Here is an 18,727-nt window from a genome sequence, read left to right on the forward strand (position 1 = left end):
GATTGAATACCGGTGCGCGCTGGCAGCATAGCTTTTTTCTAATGTCTACTTGACAGGGGTATGACCACCTTTTAGCGTCTCGACACATGTGGAGTGCGTCGCTCTTATGGTGAGGGATAGAACAGTGGCTGAGTTCACTTGTCCTTATTGAGTTTCTCTAAGTGATAAGTGATACAGGGTTCTGGAAGTTGTAATACAGTACCATAGAAATATTTTTGATGTAAAAGTGATGTAAAAGGTTAGCTGAAGAGAAAATCCGCGTAGGACTTTTTTGTAGCTTTAGTGGCGAACGTCCGAAAATAGTTAGCGGTATGCTCTTCAGACGTAGGTAGAATATATGTGAATCCACGAATATCAGATTGCCAACCAGAAAGCGAATTGTTTTTGCCTCCGAGCAAAAGAATGATTCCCCTTCCGTCCGCTAATGGGGAAACGCAGGGAGTACACTCCCTGCACCCGTTACTCGCCGTAAGGCAGGCCCGGCATATGGCATGCCGGGGAACCTTAAAGTATGAAAGGATTAGGGCATCTGTCAAGAAAAGCACTTGAAAGTCTCTTATTTAGATATGTCAAAAACTATTTTGGTTTGAATGTATGGAAAAAGTCGCGTACTTGATGTCAATTTTCCCCCACCTATGGTACTGCCCCACTCGAGTCCATCCGAAGTTGCCACTTCGGGAGACATTAAATACGGTGCACATCTTTGCGACGCGGAGTTTGAAGCGATGATCTTGGATTAACGAATAGTTCAGCATCTGTCTTTGGCCGCTGTCATGCTTAAACTAGGGCAGCCATGTTTAGTCTAACTCCAGAACAACTTATCTGAGAAAGGCTTAATGGCCCACTTTAGTGGCTTTGAAACGCAATCGTTTATAATCGGCATACCAATTGCCATCTCTATATAACTTGGACCTCGTTTTTTCAGCTGCCAATTTCATCATCAGCTGCCTTTTTTCAATTGGAACAGTTAAGAAAAAGTCACTTGCAGACATTTGAATCCAAGTCTCGACTCCGTTTTCACAAATCGTCTAGCAGAGTAGGTCGATCAAAATGTACCATGTAGTCAACTTTAAAACCATTTCTTTCTAAGATATATGAATATTCACTTATACTTGGAAAATACCAAGGATTATTAATTTTTTTTAGATCAAAGCCTTTTTCATCTAAAGTTTCGTAAATAGCATCGATTGTTTGTACATTGCCTTTTCCACCCATTTCAGCAACAAAACGCCCATCTTCTTTCAATGAGTCATCCAATGTAAAGCTGCATTGGAAAATATTGCATCAAAACGATTATCATAATTGAAGTTTTCAGAGCATCTACTAGTTGAGTTTGAAGCTCAGGGTACTTTTTTCTGGCTTGCTCAAGCATCTCATTAGAATTATCGATCCCCATAACATAAGCCCCATGTTTTTGAATCTCAATAGCCAAATCCCCAGTACCGCATCCCAAGTCTATTATGTGCTCTCCAGCAGATGCTGCAATACATCAATAACTGCTTTTCCATAATTTGAAACATATGCTATTTGACTATCGTACTTCTGTGCATCAAAATTATTTTCGTTAGAGTATTGAACAGGATTCATGATTAACACTCTCCTAAAATGTATTAGATTTTGCTACAATATTTAGCATCATTTCGTCAGTTCCACCAGCAATAGTCATAGCAACAGTTGTTGCTTCCACAGCTTATTACCCTAGCTTATTTCTAGCCTGACATTTAATATTTCCAATAAGCCATACCATACAGGAATACGTAGACAAATTCGGAGATGATGAGTTCAACTTATGGCTACCACTTTTAAACATGTAGAGAACTCATCATATTAGGAATAAGCACTTATGGATTATATATCCATGACCAGCGAAATCATTAAGGATCGAATTCCAGCAAATGGCCACAACAAAAACAGCTGCTTAGGACAAGCAGCTACTGCTTGTCCTACTTGCTTTCGTACCACACTTGTCTGGTACAATAAAGTGATTCGTCGAATGTGATTTTTCGCTGGAAGGGAGCGCAAATTAATGGGGAGCGGGTATCGAATGTCTGGGGGTTGGAGGCGCGCGGTTTCCCAGATAAGTTTGTTCTACAAGTTTTTTTACGGCATCATTGCGATCGCTATGGCCATTCTTTTGTTTTCCAGCGCGACCTCCTACTTGTATACGCGCAACATCTTCGAACAGCAGGCGGCTGACGCCGCATCCCGGTTAGTCGACAACATCAACACGGGCTTCGAGGATAATCTGGACCAGGTAGACCGCATCATTATGTCGATGTACGCGGACGCGGAGAGCAACAACTCCAAGACCAGTATGCGGGAAGCGCTGTCACCGGAGCCTTACGGTTCATTAACTGAGCAATATTCGGCAAATCAGAGTTTGCAGGCGTTTTTCGAGCGGATGATCAATCTGCGAAGCGATTTTAATAGTGTTTACATTTACGTGACACCTGTCAAGCAATACTCGTACGTCATCTACGGGATGACGAAAGCGCAATACGATCCTACGGGGGAAGAGTGGTATCGCAAGTCGGTGGAAGCGGATGGAAGAACGGTCATCTCAGCTCCACATAAGCCTTTTCAACTGATTTACGACAAAGACGTCATCTCCTTCTCCCGCGTTCTCAAAGGCTTCTCCGACAATGACCGGGATAACGGGGTCATCCTGATCGATCTTTCTATGGAGTCGCTGGAAAATATCGTGAAAAAAGCGAAGCTGAGCGAAACGACCGGAGTGCTGTTGCTTAACGAGGAGGGCCGGATGATGTTCGCCGGCAAGGCATCGCCGCACATAGACGAGCTCCAGCCGTCGCTGCTTCGCCAGATGAGCCGGGCTCCTAACGGTTCGTTCGATGTCGAAATCGCCGGTAATCGCTACTTATTATCCTATAGTACGCTCGAGGTAACCGGTTGGAAGTCGGTGACGCTGACGCCGTATTCGGAGTTGAACAAGTCAGGCAAAAGTATGCTTGCCGTTTATTTGCTGCTCGCCGTCGCCGCGCTCGCTCTGGCGGTACTGATGGCGTATTTGCTCTCCAAGAAAATATTTCTTCCCATCCAACATTTAAAGAAAGGTATCGTACAGGTCAAGCAGGGCAACTTCAATGTGATGCTCGAACCTACTACGCAGGACGAGCTCGGCCAACTCGTCTTCAGCTTCAACGGGATGGTCGATACGATCAAGAGACTCATTGCGGAAAATTATGAGGAACAGTTTGCCCGCAAAAACGCGGAATTCAAATACTTGCAATCGCAAATAAACCCGCATTTTATTTATAACACGCTGCAGATCGTGAGCGGAATGGCTGCCGTCCACAAGGTTCCCGAAATCGGGACCGTCACTAAGAGTCTCGCGAAGATGCTTCGCTATGGCATTAACATGCAGCAAAGCACCGTCCCGGTGCGGGACGAGATCGAGAACGTAGTCTGTTACATGGGCATCCAGAAGCTTCGGTTCCGTGGCTACTTTGACTACGATCTGGACATCGACGAGCAAATCTATTCGTATAGCGTCGTGAAGCTGATTCTCCAGCCGATCGTCGAAAATTCGATAACGCATGGACTGGAAGAGAAGGAGAACGGGGGACGGGTGCGCCTATCGGGCCGAGTCGATAACGGTGAGCTCCGTTTGGAAGTTTACGACAATGGAATCGGCATGACACCGGAGGAGATAGAACGAGTTCTGACCTCGGTCTATGATCCCGACCGGGAAGTCGCAAGACTGTCGCGCAGCGGCCATTCGATCGGGCTTCGCAATATCCACGCGCGGATCCGGCTCATGTACGGAGCGCCGTACGGTCTTGAGCTCGATAGCCGTAAGAATGAATGGACTCGCGTCATCATTCGATTACCCATAAGAGAGAGCGAGGGAACGCAACGATGAGAAAAGTATTGATCGTGGACGACGAGGAATGGGCGCGGATCAGCATCCGGGAGCAGATAGACTGGGCTTCACTCGGATTGACAATCGCGGGAGAAGCACGGAACGGGCGAGCGGCGTTGGACTTGATCCGCAGCGATCCTCCCGACATTCTGATTACCGACATCCGTATGCCCGTCATGGACGGCATGGCGCTACTGGAACTCGTTCATCGAGAGTATCCCGAAATCATTTCTATCGTGCTCAGCGGTTATTCGGAGTTCGAATACGCGAAGAAGGCAATCGTTTACGGCGTGATCGATTACATCCTGAAGCCGATCGACGAAGATCAACTCGATCAGACGCTTAGAAGAGCGGCGATCCGCCTCAACGACGAGGACTCCCGGACGGACAAGCTGATTCGGATGAACATCCAGCTCAACGAGAGCGGTCCGCTTACGAAGGAACGGGCATTGACGCGGCTCGTTACGGACCCTATCGTCGGCATCGCTATGCTTCGACAGGCGTTAAGGAAGGCTGGTTATCCTGATGAGCGGATGAAAGACAGCAGAAGAGTCGTTCTCGTTTTCGAATCGGACAATTTCGAGAAAGTCGCAGCGAACAAATATGGCAACGATGTTGGTCTAGCGAGCTTTGTTCTCCTGAACGTGTTGGAAGAATTGACTCAACCACTCGCCGACGGCGTTCTGTTCCGGAAGTACGGGCAGCAGAACGAATTCATCTGGCTAAAGGATTTTCCGTTCGCGGAGGATGAGACGGGCAAGGAACGGCCTTTCGACGATTTTTACGGAAGCTTGGAGCGGGCGGTGGCTAGGCTGGAGGAGTTGACAGGTTTCCGTCTCCACGTCGGTGTAGGAGGCGAATTCGATTCGTTGTTGGATGCGGCCCATTCTTACACCGAAGCCTCGGAAGCGGTCCGCAATGCGGGAGTCGTGCACCATGGAACCATCGTGCACGCGGATGAAGTCAAGGGACGTAACGAATACTATGTCTACCCGGACAATAACGAGAAGGCCTTGCTCCATTACATGGAGAACGGATACGGGCAGCAGGCCGTAGGAATGATCGACGAGTTGTTCCGCGTATGGAAGGAGAGCGAGACGATTCGACCCGACAGCATGCGCGGTACGCTCGACGAGATGAGAGTCGGCATCCGCAAGCTTCTGAGGAAGCACGGCATTGCGGAAACGGTTTTGGCTGAACTTGGACTTGCGGAGAAGGACGGCTCGGAATACCGTTCGTTCGAAGACATGCGCCGCTGGCTCGAACGAGCCGTCGATGGCGCGGTTGCTTTCCTGGCATCCGGCCGTAAAGTCGGGGCAAAGAAAGCGGTAGAGGAAATCGTTCAATACCTGAGCCTGCATTACGGCGAAGAAATATCGCTTCATGCGGTGTCCGAGCGGTTCCATCTCAATCCCGCGTACTTGTCCAGATTGTTCAAAACCGAGACCGGGGAGACGTTCAACGATCGTTTGAGCCGGATCCGGCTAGAGGCGGCCGTTAGGCTTCTTAAGAATGAGCAACTGAAGGTCGTGGACATCGCGCCGCTAGTCGGATATGAGAACCCGAACTATTTTCTGAAGAAATTCAAAGACTTCTACGGCTGTACTCCGTCCGAATACCGCAAGAATCATACTCATCTCAACTAACCGATCCGGCCGATCCGATCTTCGTCGTCAAATGCGGCGAGGGATCGGTTTTTTTTTACCGTTTAAAACAAGCCAAAAGTCAAAAAAATATAGGATAAACGGTAGAATGAGTGGAGTGTGCCCGGCTTGGCCATTTCCTATAATAAAGAGGCAAAGACAAATGGGAGGGATCGGCATGAAAATTAAGAAAAAGGCTGCCACGCTAGGGGTCACGCTCGCGTTAACAACATTGATGCTAGCGGCTTGCGGTTCGAACGGCAATAACAGTAGCGGAAATGCAGGTGCAACGGATAGCGGTTCCTCCAGCTCACCAAGTTCCGCTTCGGCGACGCTGAGTTACATGACTTGGACGTATTCCGACCGTACGGCATCGACCGACGCCTGGATCCAAGATATGAAGGACAAGTACAATATTACGATCGACATGCAGAACGTGCCTCCCGATCAATACGCGACGTTGTTGAAGACGAAGCTCGCGTCGGACGATTTGCCCGATCTGTTCTTGACCCATGGCATTGATAACGAAATGAACACCGTAGAAAAGTTTAAAATCCAGCCGGGACAATTAGTCGATTTATCCGGCCTGAAGTCCGTTCAGGATTTCATTCCTTCCGTCATCGAGAGCCGCAAGGCGAACAAGGAAGGCAAGCTGTTCTATTTGCCGGTCTCGACCAACGCGCTCGGCGTTCTCTACAACAAGAAAGTGTTCGCGGATAACGGCATCACTATACCGACGAACATCGACGAACTCGCGGCTTCTTTCGAAAAGCTGAAGGCGGGGGGAATCGCGCCGATGGCCGCTGGCTTCAAGGATCCTTGGACGACGCAGATCATTCCTTTCATCGCGTTCGGTCAATACATCGACGCGAAAGACCCTACGATCAAAGAAAAGCTCGCGACAGGCGAGCTCAAATACGCCGACATCAAGGATGACATGACAAAGGTGCTGAACGTTCAGTTGGATTGGGCCGACAAGGGGTACTTCACGGACAATTTCCTAGGAACAGACGCGAGCGTCGCCAGTCAATTGGTCGCTACCGGCAAAGCGGCTATGATGGTAACGGGGACGTGGCAGCTCAGCGCGATTCAGAGCGCGAACCCGGACGCGGAGATCGGCTTCTTTGCCCTTCCGCTGAATGCCCCGGGCGAGAAGACGGCGCTTCCGACCAACGCGAACGAAGGTCTTCTGATCAATGCCAAGACCGAAAATCTAGATGCCGCGAAACAAGCGATGGACTTCTACTTGAGCCCGGAGAATCAGGCTCGCATCATGAAAGATTTGAACGGCATCCCGACCAACACGAAAGTGCAAGTGGACAATCCTTTCACCAAAGAAGTGCAGCAAGTGATGGGTCAAACCTCTGTCATTGCGACTTGGTGGGGAACGGACGGCCTCTATCAACCGTCCGGCACGTCGTTCCTCATGGAGAAATCACAACAAAACCTCGTCGCAAAGGGAACGACGCCGGATCAATTTATCGCCGACTATGACGCCGCTAACGCCAAAGTGCTGAATAAATAAAAAGGCAATCGGATGGCAACGGTTTAAACCAGCACCGCTGTCGAAAAAGGTAACGCAACAAAGAAGGAGGGTCGGTCGGCGTTTGCCTTTAGCGGATGCCGGCCGATTCCCGTTTTGCGTAAAGGAGGTAGTTGAATGATATCGAGATCGAGATGGACAACGGAGTTGAAATGGCTGACGTTCCTGCTGCCGGCCCTCGTGTTTTACTTAGGATTCTATTTGGTGCCTACCTTAGGCTCCGCGTATTATTCGTTCACTGAATGGGATGGTATTACAAGCAAGTTCATCGGTTTGGCAAATTACAAGGAAATGTTACACGATCGTATGATCATCACTTCCTTTCGGAATACAGTCATGTACACGGTTTGTATTACAGTGCTGCAGAACCTCATCGGACTGCTCTTCGCGATGCTGCTCGTTCGCAAGTTTCGGGGCGTGAACGCTATGCGGACGTTGCTTTTCATGCCTTATATTTTTTCCACGCTGCTGATCGGTTATGTGTGGGGGTTTATCCTCGAACCGAACATCGGCGTCGTTAACAATGTATTGGATGCCATCGGACTAGACGCCTGGAAGATGGGTTGGCTTAGCGATCCCGGATCGGCACGCTGGATGATCGTGCTCGTCACGATCTGGCAATGTATGGGTTATTCGATGGTTATCTATATAGCGGGATTGCAAGGTATCCCGAAGGACCTATACGAGAGCGGAGATCTTGACGGGGCGATCGGCTGGCGCAGGTTCGTTCATATTACGTTCCCGCTCGTCGCGCCGGCGTTCACGATCAATATCGTGCTTTGCTTGATCGGGAATCTGCAGCTGTTTAACCAAATCTACGCTCTGACGGGTGGAGGTCCGGGCTACGCGACTGAATCGGTCGCCACGATGATCTACCAGCTCGGCTTCGGAAGCAGTATACGCTGGGGATACGGGTCGGCGCTCTCGGTGACGCTATTCGTCTGCATTCTGTTGATTACCTCTGTCTTGGTTACATTCTTGCGCAAGAGGGAGGTGGAGATGTAATGAGCCGAACATTCTCTCGAATCGGCAAGCCTGTTGGCATGGGACTATTATGGGTCGTCATCTTGCTGTACGTCTATCCGATCTTGCTCGTGCTGCTAACAGCCGTCAAGACCAAGAGCGATCTGGCGCTTCATCCGTTCGGTTGGCCGGAGAAATGGACCTTTGATTCGTTCACGAAGGCTTTCGAAACGATGAATTACGTCCGATCGTTGATTAATACGATCGGTATCGCTGCCATTTCGGTGGCGGGCGTCGTACTGATGGCCGCCATGGCCGCGTACGTGATCTCTCGTCGGGACAACAGGTTCTACCGTGTCATTTACATTGTCTTTCTGGCCGGCATGATCGTACCGTTCCAGATGGCGATGATCCCATTATACAAAGTGCTGCAAACCTTCAATTTGATCAACACGTATCCAGGCGTCATTTTCATCTATCTGGGCATGCTGGCGCCGTTCTCAGTCTTCATCTTGAGCGGATTCGTCAAAGGCGTGCCGAAGGAATTGGAGGAAGCTGCTCTGGTAGACGGATCCGGCACGTACAAAACCTTCTTCCGAATCGTGCTGCCGCTCCTGAAGCCTGCCGTCACGACGGTAACGGTGTTGAACTTGTTTAACGTGTGGAATGACTTCCTGATGCCGATGCTCTATCTGTCCGATAATCGCAAGACGACGATAACTGTGCAGTTGTCTTCGTTTCAAGGGATGTACAACAACGATTGGTCGCTTATTTTCGCCGGGGTGTGCATGATCGTCGTCCCGATGCTCGTCATATACCTGTTCGCACAGCGATTCATCATCAGCGGCATTACCGCTGGCGCGGTGAAAGGTTAAAGCTATCGGACCCGGGAAAGCCTAGTCGGATCGGCATTAAGAAAAAGAAGGATGGATGCATGATGGGCGATGAATTGACTTTTCTCGGCTTTTGGGCGATTAATGATGCTCTGGAGCCGGCGCGGTTGCGCTCGCAGTTGGAGGACTTGAAGGCTGCAGGGCTGGACGGCGTTATTTTCCATCCGCGGTTCTACCCGAATGAGCCGGTTTATATGAGTGAAGATTATTTGGCTATTGTTTCCGAAATCATTCTATATTCGAAAAGCATCGGCATGTCGTTTTGGATTTACGACGAGGACGGCTGGCCTTCCGGAACTGCGGGAGGGCAAGTGATGGCGCGCCGCCCTGACTTGCGCTGTGAATGGATCGCTTGGGAACGCGGAGCGAACGGACAGAACGGAATCGCTTATCATTATCATCATGCGGTCTCGTCGTTCGATGATGAAGCGACGAGGCTGTTTATCGACATTACGCATGAAGGCTACCGCAAGGGGCTTGCGCCGGAAGCATTCGACTACGTGACCGGATTCTTCACCGACGAAGTGGCTTTTCTCGATGGGCACGGCATCACGGTCAACAAAGGAGGACTCCCTTGGGATTCTCGAATGCCGGCCATGTATGAGGAGCGTTACGGCGAGAAGCTGGAGCTGTTACTTCCGCTGCTGTTCAAGGACGGTGACGGTAGTGAATGCGTGCGGGTCCGCTATTGGGAGTTGGCGACGGACTTGTTGGTCGCTGGCTTCTATAATCCGGTGCAGGATTGGTGCGCGGCTAACGGCAAGAAGTTCACCGGGCATCTGAAGGCAGAGGAGAACCCGTTCTTCCAGCTTTCCTACAGCGGCTCTGCGTTCCAGGTGCTGAAGGGCATCGAAACGCCGGCGGTGGATGCGCTGGAGCGTTACCCGAGTAACCACTTCTATCCGCGAATCGCTCACTCCGTCGCGATGCAGCAGGGCCGCGAAGGTTGTCTCGTGGAAGCGATGGGAGGAAGCGGCTGGGGAGTGTCACCGGAGTCGTTCACGAATTACGTCCTGTGGCTTGTGGGCCATGGGATTAGGACGTTCACGCTTCATTTGAACCAAATGAAGCTGAAGTCGCAAGCGATACGCGATTGGCCTCCTTCAATGCCAAGCCATGTTTCCTGGAGGGACGGTTTCCCGGCGCTTCTGGCATCGCTTAAGGAACAGTCCCGGAAGATTCCCGATTTGAAGGGCGAGCCAGACGTTCTACTTGTGACGCCGACCCGCGGCGTCATGGCGGCGTTCTTACCGCAGGAAGCCATGCAGATGAACGAGCATGATGGCTCGAACGTTCCGAATAATAAAGCGGGACTCATTAGCAAGAAGTTTCTCGCTCTAGTGGACCATTTCCATAAAGCAAAGTTGCACTACGAGCTGTCCGAGGAACGCGTAATCGAAGAAGACGGCGTCGCCGCAAACGGCAAACTGCGAATTGGGCGGAGGGAATATGCGGCCATCCTGATCGCGGAGGGTTGCGTTTGGAGAGACGATGGCATCGTCAACCGGCTTCGGGAAGCGGGCGTTCGCGTGCTTGGCGAAGGGGACTGGAGGCAAGCGTTCGGTGTGGAGATTTCTCCGGCGAGCGATGCGGAAGAGATCGCTGGAGCGGCTCTTAGGAACGCCCGAGTTGAAATTTCAGCGGGAGTAGCCGATAGTCCGGTCATTCCTTGGCAAACGGAATGGACCGTATTACGAGCACCGGACATTAACTTGCTCTTTGCCGAGTTCGACCCGCAAGCAAACGGTAACCTCGCGGTCGAATGGCGTTTGGAGAAACCGATCGAAAAAGGGCATGGTGAGTGGACATTCGTTCTGCATGATCCGATTGCCGAATTGCGAGCGAACGGCACGGTCTTGCCGCTAGTCGCTGAGGGTGATTTGACCGTCGCTCGCATACCGGCTGCGATTGTCGCCGAAAGCTCAAGCCTTCGCATCGAAGCGATTCCGCTGCCGGGCGGCGAGTCGAACCCGTTCGCTTTCCTGCGCGGCCCGTTCGTCGTAAAGAGCGATTCGCTGTTAACGGAGAAGGACGCGCATCAATGGCGTACCGAAGGCGCGTTCGTGCTCATGTCGCCGAGCCGTCACGGCCAACCCGATGCCGCGGATCTGATCGCGTCCGGCTATCCGTTCTCCGATCGGCCTATGACGGCGTCCAAGCGCATCCGCCTGTCGGACGATGAAACGGGACTTCAGGCATTGTTGCTTACCGACGTATATGCCGATGCAGCTTTCGTCCGGTTTAACGGCAGCGAGCTCGGCTGGTGCTGGGGACCTGACTGGCGAGTGGAATTGCCCGTAGGCATCGAAGCCGGCGAGTTTGAATTGACCGTAGAATTGTATCCGAGCACTTACAATAAATTCGGTCCGCATCGCCACGTCGACGGCGACCGGTACTTAACGAGTCCGGCTCAATATGCGGGAACTAAGAATTTCGCCGACCGGCCCGACGCTCCGGAACGGACGCTGGGAGCCCATTGGCACTTCGTCAAATGGGGCATCGGCGGCCGCGTGGCGTTGAGCTGAATAACTCAACTTTCGCAGCATTGGCGCACTTGAAAAACACCTCAATGTCCCAGCGCATCCGGTAAATCCGGAAGATGTCCTGTACGGAGAACGTTAGGTCGGTCGAGAGAATGGCTAGCCACTCGTTCTTCTTCGAGCAGCCCTTATTAGGAGCAAACAAACTATTGCTCCACGTGGCGTAATGCTGATTTTCGCTCTGCGAAAGTTGAGTAAATAACAAATAGGTATTCAACGATGACTCTGGTTTTGCCGGAGTCATCTTTATAACATAGCGTGCCTAGCAAGCTAGGCACAACTAATATCTACCTGAACTATACTTCAGCGTGTTGTTCAAGCAGGAACGTCAGATGAATTTCAGCGATTTCCTGCTGGAGACGCGGATGAAGAAGGCGATGGAGCTGCTGCGGGAGATGATCTGAAGACGTACGAACGGGGCGGCGTGTCGGGTACCCGAGTCCGCAATCGTTCAGCGTCCTCTTCAAGAAGAACTTTCTCCGAGGGAATTCAAAACAAACAAGACGGTCCATTGATTCAGGGTCGTTGAAAAGGAGCTGAATAAGGTTGAAGTACAATACGATCGCCCGAACCGATCTTGTCGCATCCGTCATCTGCATGGGAACTTCCGATCTCGGAGGCTCCATCGCGGTGGAGCAATCCAATGAGCTGATGGACGTCTATGCGGAACGCGGCGGCAATTTCATAGACTCCGCAGAAGTGTACGCGAATTGGCTGCCGATCGAGCCGAGCAGCAGCGAACGGTTTCTGGGCCAGTGGATCAAGTCGCGCGGCAACCGGGACCGGCTCATTCTGGCTACCAAAGGAGGCCATCCCCGACTGGATACTCCCGATATTCGGCGAGTAACTCCCGAAGACATCGGCATCGATTTGGAAGGAAGTCTGAGAAGACTGCATACGGACTACATCGATCTGTACTATCTGCACAGGGACGATCCGGAAAAGTCTGTCGAATTGATTATCGAGACGTTGGAATATTACGTGCGCAAGGGATATATCCGCTACTACGCCTGTTCGAACTGGACGATCCCCCGTATCGAGGAAGCGAATCGATATGCCCGGAGCAAGGGTTATAATGGGTTCGTCGCCGTCCAGAATCTGTGGAACCTGGGCGAGGTGAACCCGGGGGCGATCCAGGATCCGACGATGGTGATCAGCGATCACGGCATCGTCGACTGGCACCGGCGTACAGGGATGACGGCGGTTCCTTACAGCTCCCAGGCGAACGGATTTTTCAGCGGGCGACATCGCAGGGCGGCGGAGCAGCAGCCGTCTTCCGGCATCGACGTCTCTCGAATTTATTACAGCGATATGAACTTCGACCGGCTGGAGCGGGCCGAGCGTATGGCTCGTGAGATGGGCGTCACCTCTACGCAGATTGCCCTTGCCTACTTGATCGCGCACCCGTTCCCGGTATTCCCGATTGTCGGCTGCAAGAAGAAAGAGCACTTGTTGGACAGTCTGCTTGCAGCCGACGTCTATCTCGATTATGAAGCCGCAGCCTCGCTGATTGCCGAAGATGCGGACTCTTGGTTTGCGACATTGGGAGGAGGAACGAACGGAGATGCCTAAATATAAAGTAGCGCTGCTAGGATTAGGAAATCGGGGCATGATCCACCTGAAGGGGTTTCTGGCGAATGCGGACCGGTTTGAGATAAGCGCTGTATGCAGCTCCAGCGAACAGAAACTGCAAGATTTGAAGGGGCGGTACGGCGTGCCGCGCGTCTATACCGACGCGGAGACGATGCTGGCGGAGGTCAAACCGGATGTGTTCTGCTTCGCGACTCCGCCGACCGTTCGGCTGCCGCTTATCGAGCTGGCTGCCAAGCACGGAGTCAGAGCAATCGCGATGGAGAAGCCGATCGCCAATTCCTTACAGGAGGCGCGGGCGATCGGACAGCTGTGCCGGGAACGCGGCATTCGCGCTATCGTGTGCCACCAGCAGAAGTATTTGTCTTCGTTCGACAAGTTGCAGGCTGTCGTCCGTTCAGGAGATATCGGCGATATCGTCCACATTCACGCGAAAACGCGGGGATGGCTGTACAACTCGGGGACGCATTTCGTCGATTACATGCTGTGGATCAACGGAGGCGCCAGAGCTGATTGGGTCGTCGGCCATGTACACGGCAAGGAAAAGCTGGACGACAGCCATCCTTCACCGGAGTATGCCTTGGCGGAAATGCTTTTCGCCGGCGGCGTCCGGGGCACGATCGAATGCGGCTATTTGAGTCCCGCTTATTTGACGGACGACAAGTTCTGGCCCGACAACCGATTGACCGTCTATGGCACGCACGGATATGCCTGGGCCGAGACCGATGGCCGTTGGGCGGCTTTTACCCGCAGTTCCAACGGAGAGCTGCTGCAAGGTCAGGATTTGTTCTGGGCCCCGCTTGCCCAGGATCTCATTCAGTCTGCGTATACCCGCGATCTGGCCGACTGGCTGGATGACGAGCGCGCGACGCATCCGTGTAACTTCGATGTCAGCGAGCATGGGTATGAGATTTTGTATGCGATCTGCTCGAGCGCAATGGATCATGCGCGGGTCGATCTGCCGCTCGAGGGATCGATTGAGGCGGATATCATAGCGCGAATGAGGCGGGAGCTTCCTGTTACGTCTTAGACTTCTGGGCTCGTCGTGTCGGGACTTCTGCTAGGCAGACACCGTGGCGGTGCTGAGAAACCAGTAAGCCATCAAGGCGTATGCGTATCCGGGAACGGACTTCAAATCTTAATTATTGGAGGTAACCATGAGAGCAGAAGCGGTCGTATTTACCGATGTCAGACAAGTTCGATTCATGGAGGTTTCCGTGCCCGAGCCGGGTCCGGAGGATGTCTGCGTCGATGTTGAATATTCATGGATCAGTAATGGAACGGAATCTTCATTCCTGTACGGCGAGAGAATCAGCGGCGAGCAGGTGACCAGACCGGGAGTCGCGCTTCCTTATCCCCAGGTTGCCGGGTATCAGAAGGTCGGGATCGTCCGCAGCGTGGGCGAGCTTGTCAGGGATTTGCAGCCGGGAGACCGGGTATTCGCATCCGTCAGCCGGGTAGAGGGCATGAAATTCGACACGGGAGGCCATGTGAATCCCGCTATTACGCATTACAGCCAGGTTTGGAAACTCCCGGATGGCGTGGATTCGCTGGACTATAGTTCGCTTGTATTGGTACAAGTCGGCTATAATTGCGGACTCCGTCCGACAGTCGGCAAGGGTGATGTTGCCGTTGTCATCGGAGACGGAATGGTCGGCCAATGGGCCGCCCAAACGTTGGCCCACCGCGGAGCGAACGTGACGGTGCTCGGACGCCATAACCGGAGAATGGAATTGCTGCCCTCATCCATAGAGACTGTCAATCTGAAAGAGCAAGCGCTGGAAATCTGGCTAGGCAGCCGGAATAACATCGCCGTCGTTGTGGATACGGTAGGCGCGATGGATACGTTCCGGCAGCTGAAGCCGGCAATGAAGCATAACAGCCACCTGGTATCGGCAGGTTTCCTTGGGACGACGGGTTTGGTCGATATCCAAGACCTGCGTGAGCAGGAGATTACCCTTCACTGTCCGTCCGGTTGGACGAAGAAGCGGATGGATGAGACGCTGACGGGCATCCATGAAGGCTGGCTCGACACTTCCTCGCTCATTACGCACATCCTGCCGGCAAATCAAGCTTCCGAGGCCTGGCAAATTATCATGGACAAAAGTGAATTTTTTCTTGGAATCGTGCTGGACTGGAGAAAAGAGGTCGAGTAAGGGGCCCGTGTGCGAATTAGGGCAGGAGGGATAAGCGTGGAGCATTGGCAGGCGGATTGGATTTGGCGTTCCCGGCGTGTCCGGGTGAACGATTTTGCTTTTTTTCGTAAGGAATGGCTGGTTAAAGCTCCAGCGGCTTCGGCCAAGCTGTTCATGTCGGCCAACCATTCGGCGAAGGTGTACTTGAACGGGCACAGAATCGGCGGTTATGGATCGCCCGCGCCGACAACGCCATGGAAACGGAAATATTATTTGTCCTATGAAGTGAGCGATTTTTTGGCCGTTGGAATGAACTGCTTGACTGCAGATGCACATTACTTGGGTGGAGGCGGGCAGAACTATGTCGATGGCCTGCCTGGATTCCGGCTGCAGCTGCACATTGAGTATGCGGACGGATCGGAAAAAATCGTTAAGTCCGACACCACTTGGGATGTGCTGAAGGAGATGCCGCTGCGGTCCGGAACTCCTTATCAGCAGAATCGGAGGATCAGCGCAATCGAGGACTATGACGCCGGAAAATGGGACGAGCGCTGGCGTTGCGCGGGATGGACGGAAATGCCCTCAATTAAAGCGAAGCTTGCCAAGATCGGCAAGCGGCAATGGCCAATGGCGCTTCAGCCTATACCGGAAGGCGCGGTTGAAGAGGTGGTTGTCCCTTTGCGTATTGGTTCCAACGCCGGCATGATGGGTTCTTCAGTGGATGCCCAAGTATTCGATGCTGGGAAAATCGTGTCCGGTTGGCCCCAAATCAGTCTGGAGGGAATTCCAGGAGCCGTTCTTCGGTTGCGGTACTCGGAGGATGTGGAGGAACGGGACGGGCAAGTTCGGGTGAAGCATAACGTCGCCAATGAGTTCTCCGATCGTTATTACGATCAATATACGATGCGCGGAGACGGGCTTGAAGAGTGGCAGCCGGACTTTTCCTATAAGGCTTTCCGTTATGTGGAGATTACGGGTTATCCTCGACGAATCGAGCCAGGAAGCGGAATCGTCATTTGTTCGGCGCATACAGATCTTCCTTATAAGGGGAGCTTCCGCTCCTCCGACGGGCTCCTGAATGCCCTATATGACGTTAGCATTCAGACTCAGAAGAACAATGCGCTGGGGCAATTCGTCGATTGTCCGCACCGGGAGCAGGCGCAATATATCTCCGATACGGATTTGCAGGCGGAAACGCTGCTGTATAATTTCGAAAGCTTGTCCATGATTGAAAAAACGTTGAGCGATTTTGCGGATTCGCAGCTGGAGGACGGTACATTTCCTTTTAACGCGCCGTCCAATTATGACAATCCCGAATTCAAGATCCAGATTCCTGAGTGGGATTTGCATTATTCGACGCTGCTTTGGAAGCTTTATTGGCACTCCGGCGACGCGGGGCTGCTTCAGCGCTATTACCGGCCATTGCGCCGGATGACCGATTATTACTTGAGCCTGATCGATCCCAACAAGGGGCTGGTTTCGCTGGATAAGGGCTGGCATATCAGCGACTGGCCTTATCCGACTGTTGAGCACAAAGGCGAATTTCTGACTGTCCAACAAGTGAAAATGGTGCAGACTTTACGGATCGTCAGCGAGGCAGCAGCGATCATCGGCGAAGTTGATGACAGCCGGGCATACTGCGGATTTGCCGAGCGGTTGACGGCAGCGGCACTCCGCCATCTGTACGATCCGGTCAACAAAAGGTTTCGCGACAGCTCGGATTCGGCGGAAACGCATCAAGGTGTCAATGGCATCGCGCTGTATGCCGGTCTTGTGCCGGAAGAGGATCGGGCGGATGCGATAGCTAACGCGGCTGTGAAGAAATGGGAGAGCAAAACCGTGCTGTCGCTGCCACTGCTCCGCATGCTGTTCGAGAACGGCCGGGAAGCGGAAGCTTATGCGTTGCTCAGCAAAGAGGATTATCCCGGCTGGGGGCATATGATCGGGCAGGGCGCACGAACGATGTGGGAAGGCTGGGACGATATCGAGAGCCATTGCCACGCGTGGAACGGCTATCCGGCCCGGCTGCTGCAGGAGTATGTTGTCGGAATCCGCGCAACTGCTCCGGGATTTTCGGAAACGCTCGTCCGTCCGTATATGCCAGATGGGCTCGCATTTGCAGAAGCGGCGGTGCCGACGATACACGGCGAGATCTATGCCGGCTGGGAGCGGAGCGGCCCCAGCGGCATCGTAATTCGAGCGCGAATTCCCGCAACGGTGAAAGCCACATTTGCAGTAAGACTGCCGGGCGGCGAGGTCGTGAAAAAGCTTGAAGCGGGCGAGAATGAATTTAAATTGAATATTTGAAAAATGAATCGAAATAAGAAGAGCTTATGTCAGAGACGCTAAGAAACGAGATGTCTTAGCTCATTGGTCAAAATATTCGCAGATAGCATGAACGCCTTGGTTAATCAGAATCGTAGCTGAAGTATGCCGGAGATCATGGAACCTGATATACTTCTTCATTTACCGAATAACCAAAGCAGGTATGCCTGGAAAAAGTAATTGGCGTTTTAAAGTGAACGAGTATCTTTTGACTTTTTGGGGCCAAGATCGAATAAAAGACGTCAATGGCGATGCTGATATGCCTCTTATATGACAAACGTTTAATTGGATACAAAGATATGTTCCTAATCGACTTGGAACGTTATTCCAAGGAAGAAGTCAGGACGAACTTCCTGACTAACTTGTCGTCGGCCTTTGCCGACGGATGAGGAACCGCATGCTTTACCGGGTCAGTTTATATGGTTCTCATTCGGTACATCCCTATTACATGTACCCTTTTTTTATTCTACCGGGTGCATGTGCTTCTAACTAACATGAACCCAGATAAATTCAATTGGGTGCATGTATTTACGTCAAACAAAAATGGCTGAAAACTGGTGAGAAATTGGGGATAAAACGCTGACAGAGTTGGTGTAAAATCGGTGAAAAACCCTCCCCTATACCAACCAAACGAGCCTAAATGAACATAACGCGAACGCCAAAAAACCAGTAAAATAAAGGCTTCAGCCAACTGTAACAGTCTCTATAATACTCGATTTTTGACCCGCAAACGGTGCATGTGGAGTGCTTAGTTTTGATGGAATGGGCGTAAATAGCCCCCCTCGGGTGAAGAGCACAAGGTATTCCGACTTGGCTTAAAGGATTAAATATCCGATATATGACTTGATGGAAGAAAAGTCTGCTCAGCTTGTTAAACACAAGTGTCGAGCAGACTTTTCTTCATTTAAAAAGGGGAAGAGCATTAGACCGTTCCTCCCCAGCCTCTTTAACTATAAGCTTTGGAAAGCGTAGATGTGCATAAATTTGCTGGCATCCGTGTCGTTAATCGTTCTGCTCGGAGTGGGATTAGGGTTGAACAAATTCTCGTTGATGCGTACAGATGAATTAGATGTGACAGGTGCTCCGGCTATAAGAACACACATTTGGTGACACACTCATGTCGAAGAGTATTGGTATGCTGACTGTACTAATCATGAAGGAGTGGTCGAGCATGCAGGATCCTGTTACTTTTGCACATAGTTGGAATCGTCT

General features: G+C 51.8%; 14 protein-coding genes. 10 read left to right on the forward strand and 4 right to left on the reverse strand.

Annotated features, from left to right (window positions below):
• Positions 1-1,017: 1,017 nt before the first annotated feature.
• The 3 genes from ACFPYJ_RS05480 to ACFPYJ_RS05490 are packed head-to-tail and all read right to left on the reverse strand — an operon-like array spanning position 1,018 to position 1,587.
• Positions 1,018-1,245, reverse strand: a complete 228-nt coding sequence (locus ACFPYJ_RS05480; protein ID WP_379187050.1) for a hypothetical protein — start codon at positions 1,243-1,245, stop codon at positions 1,018-1,020.
• A 4-nt stretch (positions 1,246-1,249) separates the two neighbouring features.
• Positions 1,250-1,432: a class I SAM-dependent methyltransferase gene (locus ACFPYJ_RS05485; RefSeq protein ID WP_379187051.1), complete on the reverse strand. Its 183-nt coding sequence runs from the start codon at positions 1,430-1,432 to the stop codon at positions 1,250-1,252.
• A 26-nt stretch (positions 1,433-1,458) separates the two neighbouring features.
• Positions 1,459-1,587, reverse strand: coding sequence for a hypothetical protein (locus tag ACFPYJ_RS05490; RefSeq protein WP_379187052.1), 129 nt, complete (start codon positions 1,585-1,587; stop codon positions 1,459-1,461).
• 457 nt (positions 1,588-2,044) lie between these two features.
• Here ACFPYJ_RS05490 and ACFPYJ_RS05495 point away from each other — a divergent pair, with 457 nt between their 5' ends.
• The 6 genes from ACFPYJ_RS05495 to ACFPYJ_RS05520 all read left to right on the forward strand — a co-directional run bounded on the left by ACFPYJ_RS05495 (position 2,045) and on the right by ACFPYJ_RS05520 (position 11,450).
• A complete protein-coding gene (locus tag ACFPYJ_RS05495; protein WP_379187053.1) occupies positions 2,045-3,883 on the forward strand; it encodes a cache domain-containing sensor histidine kinase in 1,839 nt (612 codons plus the stop codon).
• Entirely contained in the window at positions 3,880-5,529 is a 1,650-nt protein-coding gene (locus ACFPYJ_RS05500) for a response regulator (RefSeq protein ID WP_379187054.1), read from the forward strand. Before ACFPYJ_RS05495 ends, ACFPYJ_RS05500 begins: the two co-directional genes overlap by 4 nt.
• Positions 5,530-5,704: 175 nt before the next feature.
• Positions 5,705-7,051 (forward strand): ABC transporter substrate-binding protein, encoded by a 1,347-nt coding sequence (locus ACFPYJ_RS05505; protein WP_379187055.1) that lies wholly within the window; start codon positions 5,705-5,707, stop codon positions 7,049-7,051.
• A 135-nt stretch (positions 7,052-7,186) separates the two neighbouring features.
• Positions 7,187-8,074, forward strand: a complete 888-nt coding sequence (locus ACFPYJ_RS05510; protein WP_379187056.1) for a carbohydrate ABC transporter permease — start codon at positions 7,187-7,189, stop codon at positions 8,072-8,074.
• Positions 8,074-8,907, forward strand: coding sequence for a carbohydrate ABC transporter permease (locus tag ACFPYJ_RS05515; RefSeq protein WP_379187058.1), 834 nt, complete (start codon positions 8,074-8,076; stop codon positions 8,905-8,907). Before ACFPYJ_RS05510 ends, ACFPYJ_RS05515 begins: the two co-directional genes overlap by 1 nt.
• Before the next feature lie 59 nt (positions 8,908-8,966).
• The gene (locus ACFPYJ_RS05520) at positions 8,967-11,450 is read left to right on the forward strand and encodes a hypothetical protein (protein ID WP_379187059.1); all 2,484 of its coding nucleotides are present in this window, start codon (positions 8,967-8,969) and stop codon (positions 11,448-11,450) included.
• Between the two features lie 311 nt (positions 11,451-11,761).
• Here ACFPYJ_RS05520 and ACFPYJ_RS05525 read toward each other — a convergent pair whose 3' ends face one another.
• Complete coding sequence (locus ACFPYJ_RS05525) at positions 11,762-11,932, reverse strand: hypothetical protein (protein WP_379187060.1); 171 nt, start codon at positions 11,930-11,932, stop codon at positions 11,762-11,764.
• A 79-nt stretch (positions 11,933-12,011) separates the two neighbouring features.
• On the opposite strand from ACFPYJ_RS05525, the gene ACFPYJ_RS05530 reads away from it, so the two are divergent.
• The 4 genes from ACFPYJ_RS05530 (at position 12,012) to ACFPYJ_RS05545 (ending at position 17,497) form a co-directional block, all read left to right on the forward strand.
• Positions 12,012-13,037, forward strand: a complete 1,026-nt coding sequence (locus tag ACFPYJ_RS05530; protein WP_379187061.1) for an aldo/keto reductase — start codon at positions 12,012-12,014, stop codon at positions 13,035-13,037.
• Complete coding sequence (locus tag ACFPYJ_RS05535) at positions 13,030-14,085, forward strand: Gfo/Idh/MocA family protein (RefSeq protein WP_379187062.1); 1,056 nt, start codon at positions 13,030-13,032, stop codon at positions 14,083-14,085. The genes ACFPYJ_RS05530 and ACFPYJ_RS05535 overlap by 8 nt, the downstream gene beginning before the upstream one ends.
• A gap of 127 nt (positions 14,086-14,212) precedes the next feature.
• Positions 14,213-15,211 carry an alcohol dehydrogenase catalytic domain-containing protein gene (locus ACFPYJ_RS05540; protein ID WP_379187063.1) on the forward strand — a complete coding sequence of 333 codons (999 nt, stop codon included), beginning with the start codon at positions 14,213-14,215 and terminating at the stop codon, positions 15,209-15,211.
• 36 nt (positions 15,212-15,247) lie between these two features.
• Positions 15,248-17,497 (forward strand): family 78 glycoside hydrolase catalytic domain, encoded by a 2,250-nt coding sequence (locus ACFPYJ_RS05545; protein ID WP_379187064.1) that lies wholly within the window; start codon positions 15,248-15,250, stop codon positions 17,495-17,497.
• Positions 17,498-18,727: the final 1,230 nt, after the last annotated feature.

It is taken from the genome of Paenibacillus solisilvae (assembly GCF_042656405.1).
In the GTDB taxonomy this organism is placed as follows: Bacteria; Bacillota; Bacilli; order Paenibacillales; family Paenibacillaceae; genus Paenibacillus_Z; species Paenibacillus_Z solisilvae.

Coding starts and splice junctions, on each gene's coding strand:
- ACFPYJ_RS05495 (WP_379187053.1), top strand. CDS start 2,045: ATGTCTGGGGGTTGGAGGCGCGCGGTTTCCCAGATAAGTTTGTTCTAC.
- ACFPYJ_RS05535 (WP_379187062.1), top strand. CDS start 13,030: ATGCCTAAATATAAAGTAGCGCTGCTAGGATTAGGAAATCGGGGCATG.
- ACFPYJ_RS05540 (WP_379187063.1), top strand. CDS start 14,213: ATGAGAGCAGAAGCGGTCGTATTTACCGATGTCAGACAAGTTCGATTC.
- ACFPYJ_RS05515 (WP_379187058.1), top strand. CDS start 8,074: ATGAGCCGAACATTCTCTCGAATCGGCAAGCCTGTTGGCATGGGACTA.
- ACFPYJ_RS05490 (WP_379187052.1), bottom strand. CDS start 1,587: ATGAATCCTGTTCAATACTCTAACGAAAATAATTTTGATGCACAGAAG.
- ACFPYJ_RS05500 (WP_379187054.1), top strand. CDS start 3,880: ATGAGAAAAGTATTGATCGTGGACGACGAGGAATGGGCGCGGATCAGC.
- ACFPYJ_RS05510 (WP_379187056.1), top strand. CDS start 7,187: ATGATATCGAGATCGAGATGGACAACGGAGTTGAAATGGCTGACGTTC.
- ACFPYJ_RS05505 (WP_379187055.1), top strand. CDS start 5,705: ATGAAAATTAAGAAAAAGGCTGCCACGCTAGGGGTCACGCTCGCGTTA.
- ACFPYJ_RS05520 (WP_379187059.1), top strand. CDS start 8,967: ATGATGGGCGATGAATTGACTTTTCTCGGCTTTTGGGCGATTAATGAT.